Annotated in this window: 16 protein-coding genes; 8 read left to right on the top strand and 8 right to left on the bottom strand. The window is 65.7% G+C overall.

Features of this window, described 5'->3' with window-relative positions:
* Positions 1 to 26: 26 nt before the first annotated feature.
* Complete coding sequence (locus WBP06_RS26305; protein WP_395335492.1) at positions 27 to 1,712, bottom strand: diguanylate cyclase; 1,686 nt, start codon at positions 1,710 to 1,712, stop codon at positions 27 to 29.
* 237 nt (positions 1,713 to 1,949) lie between these two features.
* Positions 1,950 to 2,360 (bottom strand): low affinity iron permease family protein, encoded by a 411-nt coding sequence (locus WBP06_RS26300; RefSeq protein ID WP_395335488.1) that lies wholly within the window; start codon positions 2,358 to 2,360, stop codon positions 1,950 to 1,952.
* A gap of 184 nt (positions 2,361 to 2,544) precedes the next feature.
* Between WBP06_RS26300 and WBP06_RS26295 the strand changes: the two genes are divergently transcribed.
* The 4 genes from WBP06_RS26295 to WBP06_RS26280 all read left to right on the top strand — a co-directional run bounded on the left by WBP06_RS26295 (position 2,545) and on the right by WBP06_RS26280 (position 5,664).
* Entirely contained in the window at positions 2,545 to 2,961 is a 417-nt protein-coding gene (locus WBP06_RS26295) for a DUF1622 domain-containing protein (protein WP_395335485.1), read from the top strand.
* A 40-nt stretch (positions 2,962 to 3,001) separates the two neighbouring features.
* Positions 3,002 to 3,397 (top strand): YidH family protein, encoded by a 396-nt coding sequence (locus WBP06_RS26290; protein WP_395335482.1) that lies wholly within the window; start codon positions 3,002 to 3,004, stop codon positions 3,395 to 3,397.
* A gap of 129 nt (positions 3,398 to 3,526) precedes the next feature.
* Positions 3,527 to 4,384, top strand: a complete 858-nt coding sequence (locus WBP06_RS26285; protein ID WP_395335479.1) for a hypothetical protein — start codon at positions 3,527 to 3,529, stop codon at positions 4,382 to 4,384.
* A gap of 374 nt (positions 4,385 to 4,758) precedes the next feature.
* Complete coding sequence (locus WBP06_RS26280) at positions 4,759 to 5,664, top strand: hypothetical protein (RefSeq protein ID WP_395335476.1); 906 nt, start codon at positions 4,759 to 4,761, stop codon at positions 5,662 to 5,664.
* A 134-nt stretch (positions 5,665 to 5,798) separates the two neighbouring features.
* Here WBP06_RS26280 and WBP06_RS26275 read toward each other — a convergent pair whose 3' ends face one another.
* The 4 genes from WBP06_RS26275 to WBP06_RS26260 form a co-directional block, all read right to left on the bottom strand.
* Positions 5,799 to 6,659 carry a hypothetical protein gene (locus WBP06_RS26275; protein WP_395335473.1) on the bottom strand — a complete coding sequence of 287 codons (861 nt, stop codon included), beginning with the start codon at positions 6,657 to 6,659 and terminating at the stop codon, positions 5,799 to 5,801.
* 143 nt (positions 6,660 to 6,802) lie between these two features.
* Complete coding sequence (locus WBP06_RS26270) at positions 6,803 to 7,417, bottom strand: hypothetical protein (protein WP_395335471.1); 615 nt, start codon at positions 7,415 to 7,417, stop codon at positions 6,803 to 6,805.
* On the bottom strand, positions 7,414 to 7,665 hold the full coding sequence (locus WBP06_RS26265) for a DUF2092 domain-containing protein (protein WP_395335468.1): 252 nt from the start codon (positions 7,663 to 7,665) through the stop codon (positions 7,414 to 7,416). Before WBP06_RS26265 ends, WBP06_RS26270 begins: the two co-directional genes overlap by 4 nt.
* Before the next feature lie 32 nt (positions 7,666 to 7,697).
* Positions 7,698 to 8,555: a DUF2092 domain-containing protein gene (locus WBP06_RS26260; RefSeq protein ID WP_395335465.1), complete on the bottom strand. Its 858-nt coding sequence runs from the start codon at positions 8,553 to 8,555 to the stop codon at positions 7,698 to 7,700.
* A gap of 300 nt (positions 8,556 to 8,855) precedes the next feature.
* Between WBP06_RS26260 and WBP06_RS26255 the strand changes: the two genes are divergently transcribed.
* The 4 genes from WBP06_RS26255 to WBP06_RS26240 all read left to right on the top strand — a co-directional run bounded on the left by WBP06_RS26255 (position 8,856) and on the right by WBP06_RS26240 (position 12,206).
* The gene (locus WBP06_RS26255) at positions 8,856 to 9,392 is read left to right on the top strand and encodes a DUF4136 domain-containing protein (RefSeq protein WP_395335463.1); all 537 of its coding nucleotides are present in this window, start codon (positions 8,856 to 8,858) and stop codon (positions 9,390 to 9,392) included.
* Complete coding sequence (locus WBP06_RS26250) at positions 9,392 to 10,105, top strand: YidH family protein (RefSeq protein WP_395335461.1); 714 nt, start codon at positions 9,392 to 9,394, stop codon at positions 10,103 to 10,105. The genes WBP06_RS26255 and WBP06_RS26250 overlap by 1 nt, the downstream gene beginning before the upstream one ends.
* 86 nt (positions 10,106 to 10,191) lie before the next feature.
* Positions 10,192 to 11,100 carry a formylglycine-generating enzyme family protein gene (locus WBP06_RS26245; RefSeq protein ID WP_395337588.1) on the top strand — a complete coding sequence of 303 codons (909 nt, stop codon included), beginning with the start codon at positions 10,192 to 10,194 and terminating at the stop codon, positions 11,098 to 11,100.
* Between the two features lie 11 nt (positions 11,101 to 11,111).
* The gene (locus WBP06_RS26240) at positions 11,112 to 12,206 is read left to right on the top strand and encodes an AI-2E family transporter (RefSeq protein WP_395335459.1); all 1,095 of its coding nucleotides are present in this window, start codon (positions 11,112 to 11,114) and stop codon (positions 12,204 to 12,206) included.
* Here the strand turns inward: WBP06_RS26240 and WBP06_RS26235 are convergent.
* Together WBP06_RS26235 and WBP06_RS26230 are read right to left on the bottom strand one after the other, a co-directional pair.
* Entirely contained in the window at positions 12,179 to 13,441 is a 1,263-nt protein-coding gene (locus tag WBP06_RS26235) for a BamA/TamA family outer membrane protein (protein ID WP_395335457.1), read from the bottom strand. The genes WBP06_RS26240 and WBP06_RS26235 overlap by 28 nt on opposite strands.
* A gap of 22 nt (positions 13,442 to 13,463) precedes the next feature.
* Complete coding sequence (locus tag WBP06_RS26230) at positions 13,464 to 14,480, bottom strand: transporter (RefSeq protein ID WP_395335455.1); 1,017 nt, start codon at positions 14,478 to 14,480, stop codon at positions 13,464 to 13,466.
* Positions 14,481 to 14,525: the final 45 nt, after the last annotated feature.

Below are 14,525 nucleotides of genomic sequence, written 5' to 3'. Positions count from 1 at the left end.
GGGTCGGGCCTTCTGGGTCGGGCCTTTCAGGCAGCCCGGCGCAGCCGGTTCCGGCCATCCTGCTTGGCGCGGTAAAGCGCGCCGTCGGCGCGGGCCAGAAGCTGGTCGCGGTCCATTTCCGGTGCATGGCAGGCAAGGCCGATGCTGGCGGTGACGCGGTCGATCTCCAGCGCCGTCCAGTCCTCGTTCTCGATCGCGCGGCGCATCCGTTCCGCCACGGCCACGGCCATGTCCGGCCCCATGCCGGACAGTACGATCACGAATTCTTCCCCGCCGATCCGGCCCACGAAGTCGCAAGTGCGGATCATCATCGCGCAGATCTGCGCGATGCGGCGGATGACCTGATCGCCCACGGCATGGCCGAAGCGATCGTTCACCTGCTTGAAGCGGTCGATGTCCAGCACGGCGATGGAAAGTTCGGTGCCTTGCGTTTCCGCGCGCTCCACTTCGGCCTCCAGCACGGAGAAGACCTTGCGCCGGTTGGCGATGCCGGTCAGCGGGTCGGTCTCCGCCAGCGCAATCGCCTCCACCGCGCGCGCTTCGGCATCGGCGCGGGCGCTGCTCAGCTCCATCGCCACCAGCACGCGCGCGGTCACGTCCTGAAAGATACCGAAGATGGCGACCGGGGTGCCGTCGTCCAGCCGTTCCAGCTCGCTGCGGCTGTAGATATGGCGGCATTCGCCGTCCGAGCGCAGGATCCGCGCCTCGAAGCTCATCGGCTCCTTGCGTTCAAGGCAATCCTCCAGCGAATTGCGAACGATCATGCGGTCGTCGGGGTGGTAGAAGTCGATGGCGCTTTCCACCGTCGGCGCGTCCCCGGGGACAAGCCCGTGGATGCGGAATATCTCGCTGGACCAGAACAGCCGCATCGACCCCAGTTCCAGCCGCCAATGACCGACCTTGGAAATGTTTTCGGACATTTCCAGCCAGCGTTTGCCCCGCTCCACTTCGGCAAAGCTGCGGTCGCGCATCGCGATCAGCGCCGCCAGCGGCAGCGACGATGCCAGCAGGACGAAGAGATAGAACTGGAAGAACAGCACCGTGCCGGTGGGATCGGCCGGGCCGGAGGTGATCGCGGCGCTGTTACGCCAGGCGGCATAGGATCCGATCACCGCGATGATCAGCGTGCTGCAGGTCGCCCCCGTCGGGCCCAGGAAATAGGTCGCCACCAGCACGCCCAGCAGCGGCAGGAACAGCAGGGGATAGGTCGTCTGCGCGAAGACGCCCACGGCGGTCACGGCGATCAGCGCCAGAACCACGGCGGTCCGCACCAGTTCGCGCAGGGTCATCCCCTTGTGTTCGCGCCGGGCGGCGGCCTGCATGAAGTTCATGATCAGCGGCACCACGATCATGATCCCCAGCGCGACCGTGAACTGCCATGACAGGAACATCAGCGCGAAACCGCGGCCCGAAAGCAGGCAGGCGATCGTCGCGCTGACGGTGGCGGCCACCACCACGGCCAGACAGAATCGGGCGATGGCGCCGATGGTGAACAGGCTTTCGGCCTGCCGCCCTTCCTGCCGCCCGATTCCGGCCATCAGCCGATAGGCGACCAGCGCCTCCACCACATTGGCGCAAGTAAAGGCGAAGGCGATGCGCAGTTCGCCCCCCCCACAGCATGTTGGCGACGAAGCTGCCCAGCGCGATCGCCAGGACGACCGCGATCCGCTGGCGGCGCGGCGCCAGCAGCAGGCCCGCCACCGCGACGCCACTGCACGGCCAGATCGTCGCCAGTCCATCCGCGCCCTGGGTCAGTTCCAGCGCGACGGCCGCCAGGCCGAAATAGAGAATGCCGACCGCAGGGGCCAAGAGGCCCGATCGACCAAAACCGATGCTACCCACCCTGCGACGTTACCCGCACAAGGCAAAGATTTCGACAGCAATTTGTGGCCACCCCGGCGATGAATGCGGCCCCTTCAGCGCCGCCTTCATCTGCAGCACGCCCGGATTCAATACCGGTCGAGCAACCGCCCCACGCTGGCCCGCGCTGCGCCGTGATCGTCGTCTTCCTGCCCGGTTTCCTTTTCCAACGCGGCGCGCAGCCGGTCGATCTCTTCCGCGCTGCGATGTTCTATGCCGATGAAGCTGTCCCGCGCATTGTCCAGCGCGCGCAGCAGTTCGTCCAGCTTGGCCTGGAAGGCGGCCGCATCGCGATTCTGGCTGTTCTGGATCAGGAACACCATCAGGAAGGTAACGATGGTGGTTCCCGTGTTGATCACCAGTTGCCAGGTGTCCGACCAGTGGAACACCGGGCCCGAAACCGCCCAGATCACGACGACGACCAGCGCGGCGATGAACGTCTGCGCCTTGCCCGCGGCCCCGGCGACGAAGTTGGCGAAGGCGGTGAAACTCTTGTGCATGGCATCTCACTCCGGTGCGAACGCATCGCAGGCGTGAAACGGCCGGCAAGGCGCCTCGTTCCTCCCGCTTCGCAGCCGCCTCCGGAAGCATGGCGGGCCTTTCCCGGGGATTCACCCGATGGGCAAAAGCGCCGCCAGGAACAAGACCTGTTGCGTCGGAACGCGCGCGCGAAGGAGCCGGACGATGAAGGAAATACTGCACGAATTTGCCGAATACGTGGCGCTCGGCGTCAACCTGCTGGCCATCCTGGCGATCGCGATGGGTTCGCTCCAGGGCGCGATCGGGCTCAGCCGCCTGCTGCTGTTCCATGCCAGCGAGGATGAATTGCGGCCCGTGTGGCTGTCGCTGGCGCGCTGGCTGGTCGCCGGCCTGTCCTTCCAGCTGGCGGCGGATATCGTGGAAACCACCATCGCACCGACCTGGGACGATATCGGCAAGCTGGCGACCATCGCCGTGCTGCGCACCTTCTTGAACTATTTCCTGGACAAGGATCTCGACGGGCTGCGCGAACGCGAAGGGCGGGAACGGGAGCAGGCGCTGGCTGCCAACGAGGCTGCCGTGCAGACCTCCGCACCGCCTTCACCCCGGACCGAAGCCTGATCCACCCCCAAGCCATTGGCCCGCTATTGGGAGTTTACCGATGACCGATACCGACCACAGTTCCGCCCGGCCGCCCGAACTGCCTGCCGATCTGGGCGCGGTGCGCACCGTGCTGGCGGCCGATCGCACGCTGATGGCGTGGATCCGCACATCGCTTTCGATGCTCAGCTTCGGCTTCACGATCTACAAGTTCCTGCAGGGACTGGCCGACAACAACCAGATCGCCAAGACCGACAGCCCCCAGCATGTCGGCATGTTCCTGGCGGCGGCCGGCACCGGGGCGATGGTGCTGGGCACGCTCAGCTACTGGGGCACGCTGCGCGACGTTGCCCGCGCCGGGAAATTCCGACTGGGCCGCTCGGTGCTGGCCATTGCGCTGCTGATGTCGCTGGCCGGCGTCGCGCTGTTCTGGGCCATCGCCAAGCGGCTGGTCTAGGTCGTGGACCCGCTTGCCGGGACATTCCTGCCGCACACTCGGGACTAGCCCCGATATCCAGTCCGTCCTTGCCGCGCGAGGACTATGCAAAGCCCCCAGGGGCCCGGACACAGTGAAGGAAACACGCCGATGATGGACCTGCCCCGCCCGCTGTTCGGACTTCCCATTCTACCCCTGGGCATCGCCCTGCTGCTGGTCGTGATCGGATTGACCTGGCTGGGAATGCACGTCGGCCGTCGGGTGGAAAGCCAGAAGGCCGCCAAGACCGACGATACGTCCGGCGACGACGACGTGAACAGCGCGATCGTGCCGGCAGTGCTGGGCCTGCTGGCGCTGCTGCTGGGCTTCACTTTCGCGCTGGCGGTGGACCGGTTCGAAACGCGGCGCGGGCTGGTGCTGGAAGAGGCCAATGCGATCGGCACCGCCTATCTGCAGACGCAAGTCCTGCCGCCGCCCAACCGCGAACGGCTGAGCCTGCTGCTGCTCGACTATACCGATAACCGGATCAGGCTGGCCGGAACCCCCAACCCGTCCGAACTGCGGACGGAACTGGCGAAGAACGATGCCCTTATCAACGATATCTGGGCCGCCTCGCTCGCCGGGTTCGACAGCATCAAGCATCTCGACATGTCGAGCACGTTCCTCTCCTCGATCAATTCGGTGATCGATCTGGACACCTCCCGCAAGACCGGGCGGATGGCGCACGTGCCGGATGAGGTGTTCTGGGTGCTGATCCTCTACGTGATGGTGGCCGCGGTGATCATCGGCTACATCATCCGCAACCGGGCCAGCTTCTACCTCGCCTGCGTGATGAACGTGCTGGTCGTCCTGTCGCTGATGCTGATCATGGACATCGACCGTCCGACCGGCGGCGGAATCCGCGAATCCCAGTTGCCGATGCAAATGCTGAGCAAGTCGCTGCATGAGGAACCGCGCGGAAACTATGACCGCTGGCGCACCCCGCAAGGCATTGCCGGGACCGATTGATCGCGGCCCCGGGCTTCACAGGGTCATCCCGCAGTTTCGCCATCGGGAAGCGGAGTAGGGGTTTCCCCCATCGAATCCGGGGAATGCCCTGATACGCGCCCCAGCCGCTGCGGCTTATCCTTCGATAATCCCATGACTTAGGCGGACTTCCCGGTGCGCAATCAGGCTCTGGAACAATACTGTGCAACGGCGGATCCCGGTTCGGTGGAACGCAGGCGCCGTGTTCCGGGTGATTGTGGGCTCCCGCCTGTTCATGGGTGGCTGACCAGCGATGTGGCGGTTCGTTCCGTAACGGGGCCGCGGCGTTCCCCATCGCATTCTCCCACGCGGCCTGCCGTCGCATCAGACAGACCGTTCCCAACAGGAGGTGACCCATGGAATCGAGAGCTTCTCGCGTGAATGCGATTTTCCGTCCCGGGCAGGACGAGCCGACGGGACGCCGGCGCCTTCCAGTTGCCACGCGTGCCCTGCCGCTGGCCCTGCCGCTGGTCCTGTGCGCAGCGACGATCGCGGGTGGCACCGCCCATGCCCAGTCGCTGGACAACAAGTACTGGATCAACGCCGCCGCCTATTTCCCGAAGATCGACACCAACGTGCGCGTCGCCACCAAGACGCAGACCGAAGTGGCCACGGACATCGACTTCGAAAAGGATCTGGGGCTGGACGATAACAAGGTGCTGCCCTCCGTCTCGGCCGGGGCGCGTTTCGGCAGGGTGATCGTTGGGGTGGACTACTTCAAGTTGAACCGCACCGGCAACGTCAACCTGGGGCGCGACATCAACTTCGATGGCGAGACCTATCCATTGAATGCGGCGGTCCGCAGCACGTTCGACAGCGACATCTACCGCGTGACCGTCGGCTACGCGATCGTGCGCAAGCCCGACCTGCAACTGGGCGCGGCCATCGGTCTGCACGCCACCAAGTTCGACATGGGCATCGCCGCACAGGGCAGAGGCAGCAACCAGGCCACGGCCGTGGCCGCCAGGCGCAAGGACGTGCTGGCACCGCTGCCGACGCTGGGCCTGTTCGGCACCTACCGGATCGCCCCGCGCGTGGACCTCAACGCCCGCGCCGACTATCTTTCGCTGAAGATAGACCAATACGACGGCCGCCTGCTGAACGCACAGGCCGGCGTGAACTATTCGATCGTCAAGAACATCGCCCTGGGCGTGATCTACCGCTACGTCGATTACCGGCTGGGCGTCGACAAGGACAATTGGGACGGCCGCGTCCGCTACAAGCTGCACGGCCCGGCGATCCTGGTGCAGGCCTCTTTCTAATCGGAATACCCGCAAGGGCATTTCCCAGGATTACGTAACGGCCGCGCTTTCCCCGGCATGACCATGGATCAAGGCGGGAAAGGCGCGGCCGCTGGATTCGACTTGCCCGAAGCCCTGCCGGTTCAGACCTCCGTTCAGGCCCCTGTTGCAGGGGCCTGATTCTTCATCATCCGCATGAAGGGAATGGAGATCAGCAGCGATACCAGCAGCGCCAGCACGATCGCGGCCGGGGCAAGCTGGGCATCGGGGAAATTCTGCAGCAGGATGGCCAATGCGATACCGGGATGCCGCGTGGCGGAGGCCAGCGCCAGCGTCGCCTTGTCCCCCCGGTTGCTGCCCGCCAGCAGGTAACCGGCGGCAAGCCCGGCAATGCTCATGGCCAGCAGCGCCACCAGCGTACCCTGCCCGATCACATCGATCATCGCCGGCCCCAGCCTGACCAGCAGCACCAGCGCAACGGCGACCAGCAGCACCGTCCCGATCTTGCTGATCACCTGGCTGGCCTTGTCGACCGCAGAGCCCAGAAAGGCCGCGGCGCCAAAACCGGCCAACAGCGGCAGCAGGATGGTGATGCCCAGCGTGGTGACGACCTTCTTGGCCGAGATGCCGATATCCACCCCGAAAACGTCCCCGGCCAGCATGATGCCCAGCGGCGTGACGATGACCGACAGCAGCGTCGATCCCACCAGCAGCCCGGTCACGTAACAGGCCCGCCCGCCCGCGCGCATCATCTTGCCCGGCAGGATCGGCGGCAGCGGCGAGAGCGAGACCGCCACCATCGCCGCCTTCACCACCGGGTGAAGATCGAGCACCTTGGCCATGGTGATCGCGATCAGCGGCACGACCACGAAGATCGATACGAAGGCCCGCAACCCCAATTGCCAGTGCGTGACAAAATAGAGGGCGTCAGCCGCCTTCGCGCGCAGCGCCAGCCCGAAAACCATCAGCACGACGCTGAGAACGAGCAGCAGCTTGAGAATTATCGCAAGAGTCATCGCGCGCTTCCTCGTAATGTCAGATGTAGTGTCCCGTCGTGCCGGGGCGGATGGCGGCGCCACGGCAGCGAGGGGGCGCCGGACATGGCCCGTCACCCCCCTGCTCCCCATGCGTCATTCGGCCCGTTCGTCGTCCGGGCGCCTCAGCGCGGCGGGTTCACCACCACGTATTGCACCGATGAGCCGGCATATTGCGGCTGGTACCAGGTGCTGCCGCACTGCGAATAGCTGATGCCGTTGACCACCACGGTGGAGCAGCTGGGCGGAATGCTGCGGACAATGGAGCCCACCACCACCGCCGTCGCGGTGACCGCCGCAGCGGTCGCCACCGGATGCCAGTGATCGTCCCAATCGTCATCCCAACCGCCGTGATAGCCGCCGCCATGATAGTCGTTGTGGACATCGACGTTGACGTTGCGGTTCACATTGCGATTGACGTTCCGGTTGACGTTCGCGTTGTGGTTGATGTTGCTCTGCGCCCCGCCGCGCACGGCGGGCCCGCCACCGGGATGGGCGCCACCGCCGGCCCGGGCTCCACCTTGCGGTCTCGCCCCGCCGCCTTGCGGTCTTGCGCCGCCACCACCGCCGCCGCGATGCGGGGGCGCACCATAGGAAAGGTCACCACCGTTCGCACCGGCCACGCTGACAACCCCGTTGGCAACCGGGGCCGCCGTCGTGGTCATCGGCGCCGGAAGCCCGTCGAGCCCCAGCACCAGCCCGGCCAATAACGCCACTGGCGCGCTGACGATTGCGCTCATTGTGCATCTCCCTTGCCCGCGGCGGTCTTGATTTCCGCCATGGTGATACGATGTGCGTCCGCCGGCGGATTGAAGGCCAGGTCGGCCGCGCTGGGCGGGGTCTGCGTGGTCCAGTGCAGCACCGCCGTATATTGCGGCATCGTCGGATCTTCCTTGCTGGTGATCACGATCTTGCAGGGCAACGGCATGGCGCCGTCTTCCACCCACAGCTGCCAATCCACCTTGTCCTGTCGGAAGGCGTAATGCATGCCCGGCGATCTTCAGCATCCTGTCGCGCATGTCACTGCCCTCCCGTCAGGCTGGCCATCTTGATCGCCGTGGACTTCGGATCCGGCGTGAAGGTGAAATCCTTTGCGCTGAACTTGGCCGAGGTGTTCCAGGTCAGTTCGGCGCTGTAGGACGGACGCAGCTTGTCGCTGCGATCGGTGATCACGATCTTCAGCGGCAGCGGCGCCGATCCGCGCGCGATCCACACCTGCCAGTCCAGATCCGGACCGCGATAGATGAACTGGTCGGTATCCTGGCCGTTCACCCGCGCAAAGCCCACCCGGACGGCCGAAGTGATGCCATCGGTCATCGGGCTTTCCGACCAGTAGAACAGGTCCGCCAACGGCAGGCTGATGCCGTAATCGGCATAGATCTTGTCCACCGTCTGCCGGATCGTGGCCGGGGCCGGGGCCGTCGCGTAGAAGTTCTGGCGCGGCACGTTCACGGTCATCGTCTTGCCGTCGTAGAAATATTCGCGGATCGCGCGGTCGGACTTCAGCTGGATGTAGAAGGCATTGGGCCGCTGGACGCGATAAGTGCCCTCGTACCCCAGATGGACCACCAGATCGGTGTCCTGCAGCGCGGCTTCCATCGTCGCCGTGCTGTGCAGTTCAAAGGTTTTCAGCGTCTTGAGATAGTTGCCCATTCCGGTCAGCGCCTGCAGCGCCACCGGATCCAGCGTGCCCGCTGCCGTCGGCTCGCTCGCCTGTCCGCCGGTGGCGGCCGAAGTGACGGGCGCCGCAGGGTCGGAAGTCTGGGCCGCGACCGGACCGGCCGTCACGCACAGCGCAAGCGCCGCAGCTGCCGTTCCGGCCAAGGCGCGGACCTTCCAGATCCGGGCTGTCACAGCCTGGTCCTTCAGAAGATGCATCGTGTCTCTCCTGTGGGGGATATCGGCCAGCACGTTCACAGGTTTGCGCATGGCGGCCCATCGGGAGAATCCCTTTGATGCCGGGGGAATTGTCTGAGCCCCTACCCCCGGGACCGCGCCGGGCGTCGGACCGGCAACCGGCAGGCAAGAGGGCAGGCTGGCCCGCGGTTTCCCCTTGTTCGCGGCCCATCCGCCAGGCGATGCAATCCGGGTTGGCAGGCGCGCCGGATCAGGGAGATTCCCGATAGATGCGCACGCTTTGCCCTCCGATAGTCCGGGTATTCCAGCAAGGAGGCAGCGATGAAAGCGCGCGCGGTAACCCTGGCTTTTTGCACGATGCTGGCCGCATCGTGCACCACGACACCACAGGTCAGCTTCGATGCCGATCCGAATGCCAATTTCTCCCACTTCAGGACGTATAGCTGGGCCTATACGTCGGCGCCGCAGGGCACCAATCCGCTGCTGAGCCAGCGGGTGAAAAGCTCGATCGACAGCGCGCTGGCGGCGCGCGGCTATACCCAGGCCGATCCGGGCGACTTCGCCATCGGCTTCACGCTGGGCGCGCGCAATCGCGTGGAAGTGTCCAGCCTGGGCGCCTATGGCCCCTATTACCGCCCGTGGGGTGGCTGGGGCGGTGGCTTCAACCAGGTCGATGTCCGCAACGTGACCGACGGCACGCTGACGATCGACATCTACGACACCGCCACCAAGGCGGCCGTCTGGAACGGGCAGGCCACCCAGCAGGTGACCACCGATCAGATCCCGCAGGAGAAGGTGGATATCGCCGTCAACGCCGTGCTCGCGAAATTCCCGCCGCCGCCTGCAGGAGCGAAGTAATGAGCAGCAGTCCGCAGACCAAGCCCACGAAACCCGGCCCGGTCAAGACCGTGCGGCCTGAACGCATTGCCCTGCCCGCCGTGCCGGACCTGCCGGATGTGGAGAATCTGGAGGCGGATCAGGCTTCCACCCAGTTCTCGCGCTTTCGCAGCAATCTCTCGCGCTTCCGCACCGGATTGTCGGAGCATCGGACCGATCTTTCGGAATTCCGCACCGATCTTTCCACGCACCGGACCGACCTCTCGGAATACCGGACCGATCTGTCGGTGCATCGCACCGACCTGTCGGACCACCGGACCGAGATGTCGATGCGACGCACCGGCATGTCTTTCCAGCGCACGCGGATGAGTGCCGATCGCACCCTGATGTCGGAAATCCGAACCGCGCTTTCGCTGATCGGCTTCGGCTTCACGATCTACCAGACGTTCAACAAGCTCTATCAGGCCCACGTCATCGAACAGGGGCAGGCCCCGCGCAATTTCGGCATGGCGCTGATCGTGCTGGGCGTGGCCCTGATGGTGGGCGGCATCGTCCGCCATCTGCAGTTCTCCACCGAACTGCGGGCCGAACGCAAGGCGATGACGGAGGAAGGGCTGATCCATGCGGAAAGCAAGTTCCCGGTTTCGGTAACCCTGATCATTGCGATATTCCTGTGCCTGCTGGGCGTGGCCGCATTCGCCGGTATCGCCTTCAACTTATCGGGCATGAACTGACACGGGAGCCGTCGATGGAAATCAGTACCGCGAGCGCCTACTCTGCCTCTGGCCCCACTTCTGGCGCCGCCACTACCGAACGCGACATGGTCTGGCTGCCCGGCGGCCGCTTCACCATGGGATCGAACCGGCATTACCCGGAAGAACGCCCGGAGCGCGGCGTTGAAGTGAAGGGGTTCTGGATCGATCGCACTCCGGTCACCAATGCCGAATTCGCCCGCTTCGTTGCCGCCACCGGCTATCGCACGGTGGCCGAGATCGCACCCGATGCGGCCGACTATCCCGGCGCGCTGCCGGAAATGCTGGTGCCGGCCTCGCTGGTGTTCCAGTCGCCCAGCCACGCCGTCGATCCGCGCGGACCGGCCAGCCAGTGGTGGGATCTGCGTCCCGGCGCCGACTGGTGCCATCCCACCGGCCCCGGCAGTTCGATCGAGGATATTCCGGATCACCCCGTCATCCACGTCGCGCTGACCGATGTGGAGGCCTATCTGGCCTGGGCGGGGCTGGACCTGCCGACCGAGGCGGAGTGGGAATATGCCGCCTGGGGCGGGCGCGAGGGGCAGGAATTCGCCTGGGGCGACGAACTGGAGCCCGATGGCGTGCATCACGCCAATGTCTGGCAGGGGCTGTTCCCTTACGCCAACCTGGCCGAAGATGGCTGGGTGCGGACATCGCCGGTGGGCCTCTACCCCGCCAACGGCTTCGGCCTGTACGACATGATCGGCAATACCTGGGAGTGGACGGCCGACTGGTGGGGGCTGGGCGCTCCTTCCGGCCCAAGCTGCTGCACCGTTGCCCGGCAGCGCGCGCAGGCGGGCAGCGTCGATCCGCAAGACCCCGCCCGCATCGCGCGGCGCGTGCTGAAGGGCGGATCGCACCTCTGCGCGCCGAACTACTGCCGGCGCTACCGCCCGGCCGCGCGGCATCCGCATCCGGTGGATACCTCCACATCGCACGTGGGCTTCCGCTGCGTTCGCCGGTCTCCCCAGGGGTGACCGGCTAGCCCATGACCCACAGCGCCGACGGAGCGGGCAGCCCAAGCCCCCAGCCGGTTGATACGCGCCAGATCATCCTGACCCTGCTGATCGTGGCGCTGGCGTTCTGGGTGGCGTTCACGTTCCTGATGCCGCTGACCTGGGCGGCGGTGCTCGCGATCGCGGAATGGCCGCTCTATCGCCGCGCGGTAGAGCGGTTCCCCAATCGGCCGATCACGCTGGCCACGGCCTTCGCGCTGTGCACCGCCCTGTTCATCCTCATTCCGCTTTCACTGGCCGCCGCCGCGCTAGTGCAGGAAAGCCGGGTGGCGATCGACTGGTTCAATCACGTGCAGCAGACCGGCATCGCCATGCCGCCATGGCTGCCCGACCTGCCGCTGATCGGCCGGAAAGCGGCGGCTTTCTGGCAGGCCCATATTGCCCGCCCCCGCATCGCGGACGACCTGCTGGGCGCGCTCAATACCGGATCCGTGCTGGGCTGGACGCAGGCGATCGGGCTGGAAATCCTGCGCAGGTCGGCAACCGCCATCATTACCGCCGTCGGCATTGCCGGGCTCCTGTGGCACGGGCACGCACTGGCGCATCAGAGCCGGCGGATCGCCGTTCGCATGTTCGGCAGCTTCGCCGGCGATTTCCTGACCCGGCTGGCCGAAGCGACGCGCGCCACGGTAACCGGCACGATCCTGGTCTCCTTCTTCGAAGGCGCGATCATCGGCGTGGGCTATGCAGTGACGGGCGTTCCCCAGCCGACGCTGTTCGCCACTTTCACGATCATGCTGGCGCTCATCCCGTTCGGAGCCTGGGCGGCGTTCGGCCTTGCCAGCCTGATCCTCGTCGCCTCCGGCTCTGCACTGAAGGGCGCGCTGCTCTTCGTGCTGGGCGCCTCGGTCATGACCATCGGCGACAATGTCGTGCAGCCTGCCGTCGTCGGCAGGGCCGTAAAGCTGCCCTTCCTGCTGGCAATGATCGGTGCTTTCGGCGGCCTGGCGCAAATGGGTCTGGTGGGGCTGTTCGTGGGCCCGGTGGTGATGGCGGCGCTGCTGCTGATCTGGCGGCAGTGGCTGCATCACACCCCCGTTCAATCCATCCCGAACGACCAGGCATGACCGAACTGTAGATAGAACACGCCGCCGCCGGGGCCGACCGCAACGTCGATGCCGGCATCGAGGCCCAGCTTGCGGGCGATGCGATAGCGGAAGCCCGCCCCGCCTGCGAAGATCGCCCCGGAATCGTCGAACAGGCGCCGGTCCCCCGCCGAAGCCGTCCCCACGCCGCCGAACGCCAGCAGCGCCCAGCGCGGGCTGAGCTGGCGCGTCAGTTCCACCTCGGTGCTGAACACGCTGCTGCCCTGATAGCGCTGGGCTTCCACGCCACGCAAGTTGATGGCGGGGCCGAAGTAGATCGGAAAGTCGCCCCGGATCGCCGAGTATTCGGCCTTGTAGCCCAGCCGCCACTTGGGGGACAGCGGGCGGAAGGCATAGAGATCCGCATCGTATGTCTGGAACGTGCGATCGCTGCCGAAAGCCTCGGAATTGAACCTGCCCTGGACATAGGCGTTCACGCCCTTGGTCGGCGTCATCTTGTTGTCGCGGCTGTCGAAATGCACGCCGAAACCCATCGCGCCGGTGGTCAGCGTGCGGCCGAAATCGCGGTCGATCGGCAGCGGATTGGCGAAGTCGACCGAGGATTGCAGCTTGCGGAAGTCGATCATCGGCCCCATCGAAAACCGTCGATCGGGTAAGTGCACCAGCATGGATCCCAGGATCCCGTACTTGTATTTGTTGGTGTACGACAGCGGTCCATCCAGGAAGCTGGGATGGGCATCCAGCGTGATCTTTCCGTGGCCGATGCCGAACTTGTAGCTGATCAGCCCGTCGATCGCGTTGCCGGACTGGAAATAGCCGAAACCATAGGATCCGTTGCCCGTCTTCACGCCACCCAGCATCCGCCGGGTCACATTGCGCGGATCGTCCTCAGGCATGGTGATGAACTGCGCGACGACGCCGAAACCGCCCTTCACCGCAGGCTCGGTGACGATGACCGGCATCGGGATGAAGCCGCCCTTGGCCAGGAAATTGGAAAAGTCGAACTTCCCATCCTCGTCATCGAAGAAGCGCTGGTGGAATTTCGATTCCTTCTTCGGCGGGGCAGCGTCGGCAGGGGTGCTGACTTGTCCGGTAACCTGATCGGCAGGCGCGGCCGCGTCCGCGTCAATCGCAGGCGGTTGCGCCTGCTCCTGCGCGCTGGCCGGCAGCGGCGCGGCGAAGAGCATGGTCAGCGCAATCGGCGAGGCACCACGCAACCGGCACGATGGACGTTTCCCTTGGGCAAGTTGGGTCATGGCGTTACCCCGCCTCCTTCCTCTACTGGGCCGGCTGTTCGGCTTGGGGGGGCAGGTTCATCTTGAGCGGCACGGTGACGCTGAACATGGCGACGGTGCCTTCCTGGCGGCGCTTGGCGTCGAATTCCTGCAGCACGCGCAGGCGGAAGGTCGTGGGGCTGCGGCCCAGCACGGTGTTGTAGGCAAGGGTTCCGCCCAGCGCCGCCACTTCGCCCTCGAACGATCCCAGCTTGGCGCCCGCGCCGGTGTCGGCGCTGATCTGCTTGTACCAGTAGCCCTGCACGCCGGCGGAGAACTTGGGCGAGAAGGTCTTCTCCACCGCGCCTTCCAGGTGGAAGTTGTTGCCGCTGTTGTAGTCGGTATAGTCGTTGTTGCCGTTGAACGTCACGCCGGCCTTGGCCGAAACGTCCCAGCCCGACTGGGTATCGTGCCAGCTGGCCGCCAGCGAGGCATCGCCCGCCCAGCGGTGGAACGAGATGTTGGCCAGCTGATCCTCGCGATAGTGGCCGACCGGGATGTTGACGAAGCCGCTGGCGGTCAGGTGCAGCTTGTCCCAGGTCCAGCCGAGCGAGGCGTTCATCAGCGGATCGCCCACCGTCAGCGTGCTGTCGCGCACCGTGCGGGAGATGCTGTTGCCCAACGGCCCGGTTACCGAGATGTCGGCATTGACCATGGGCGCTGCCACCGGCAGCGCCGGCCCCAGTGCCAGGGTGCCGCCCAGGAAATTGGTGGAGGGCACCCACAGCAGGGTGACGAACTGGGCGACGATCGTGCTCTTCAGCCCGGCGGCGACCTTGCCGCCGACCACCAGGTTCTTGTCCGCATCGACGCTGCCGTCATAGACGTAATAAGTGCTGTCGATGTAGACGCCCTCGACCGGCGGCTGCACCGCGGCATCGGCGCCGCCCGAACCCAGAAGATAGATGCTGGCCCCGCCCTCGGTCGCCTGTGCCGGCGTGCCGGCCATGCAGAACCCGGCCAGCGCCGCGACAGTGATGATGGGCGCCGCTGCCCGGCGATGCTTCAAACCCACGGCCATAGCCTGCTCCTGCCCTGATTCCTCACCCCGAATGTGCAGGACAGG

Origin of the sequence: Novosphingobium mississippiense (genome assembly GCF_044029535.1) — a bacterium.
Classification (GTDB): Bacteria; Pseudomonadota; Alphaproteobacteria; order Sphingomonadales; family Sphingomonadaceae; genus Novosphingobium.
This window is presented reverse-complemented; position numbering and strand designations above follow the sequence as displayed.

What these genes read in the sequence shown, in the direction of transcription:
- WBP06_RS26300 (WP_395335488.1), bottom strand. Translation starts at nt 2,360, where the DNA reads ATGCACAAGAGTTTCACCGCCTTCGCCAACTTCGTCGCCGGGGCCGCG.
- WBP06_RS26295 (WP_395335485.1), top strand. Translation starts at nt 2,545, where the DNA reads ATGAAGGAAATACTGCACGAATTTGCCGAATACGTGGCGCTCGGCGTC.
- WBP06_RS26290 (WP_395335482.1), top strand. Translation starts at nt 3,002, where the DNA reads ATGACCGATACCGACCACAGTTCCGCCCGGCCGCCCGAACTGCCTGCC.
- WBP06_RS26285 (WP_395335479.1), top strand. Translation starts at nt 3,527, where the DNA reads ATGATGGACCTGCCCCGCCCGCTGTTCGGACTTCCCATTCTACCCCTG.
- WBP06_RS26280 (WP_395335476.1), top strand. Translation starts at nt 4,759, where the DNA reads ATGGAATCGAGAGCTTCTCGCGTGAATGCGATTTTCCGTCCCGGGCAG.
- WBP06_RS26275 (WP_395335473.1), bottom strand. Translation starts at nt 6,659, where the DNA reads ATGACTCTTGCGATAATTCTCAAGCTGCTGCTCGTTCTCAGCGTCGTG.
- WBP06_RS26270 (WP_395335471.1), bottom strand. Translation starts at nt 7,417, where the DNA reads ATGAGCGCAATCGTCAGCGCGCCAGTGGCGTTATTGGCCGGGCTGGTG.
- WBP06_RS26265 (WP_395335468.1), bottom strand. Translation starts at nt 7,665, where the DNA reads ATGCATTACGCCTTCCGACAGGACAAGGTGGATTGGCAGCTGTGGGTG.
- WBP06_RS26260 (WP_395335465.1), bottom strand. Translation starts at nt 8,555, where the DNA reads ATGCATCTTCTGAAGGACCAGGCTGTGACAGCCCGGATCTGGAAGGTC.
- WBP06_RS26255 (WP_395335463.1), top strand. Translation starts at nt 8,856, where the DNA reads ATGAAAGCGCGCGCGGTAACCCTGGCTTTTTGCACGATGCTGGCCGCA.
- WBP06_RS26250 (WP_395335461.1), top strand. Translation starts at nt 9,392, where the DNA reads ATGAGCAGCAGTCCGCAGACCAAGCCCACGAAACCCGGCCCGGTCAAG.
- WBP06_RS26245 (WP_395337588.1), top strand. Translation starts at nt 10,192, where the DNA reads ATGGTCTGGCTGCCCGGCGGCCGCTTCACCATGGGATCGAACCGGCAT.
- WBP06_RS26240 (WP_395335459.1), top strand. Translation starts at nt 11,112, where the DNA reads ATGACCCACAGCGCCGACGGAGCGGGCAGCCCAAGCCCCCAGCCGGTT.
- WBP06_RS26235 (WP_395335457.1), bottom strand. Translation starts at nt 13,441, where the DNA reads ATGACCCAACTTGCCCAAGGGAAACGTCCATCGTGCCGGTTGCGTGGT.
- WBP06_RS26230 (WP_395335455.1), bottom strand. Translation starts at nt 14,480, where the DNA reads ATGGCCGTGGGTTTGAAGCATCGCCGGGCAGCGGCGCCCATCATCACT.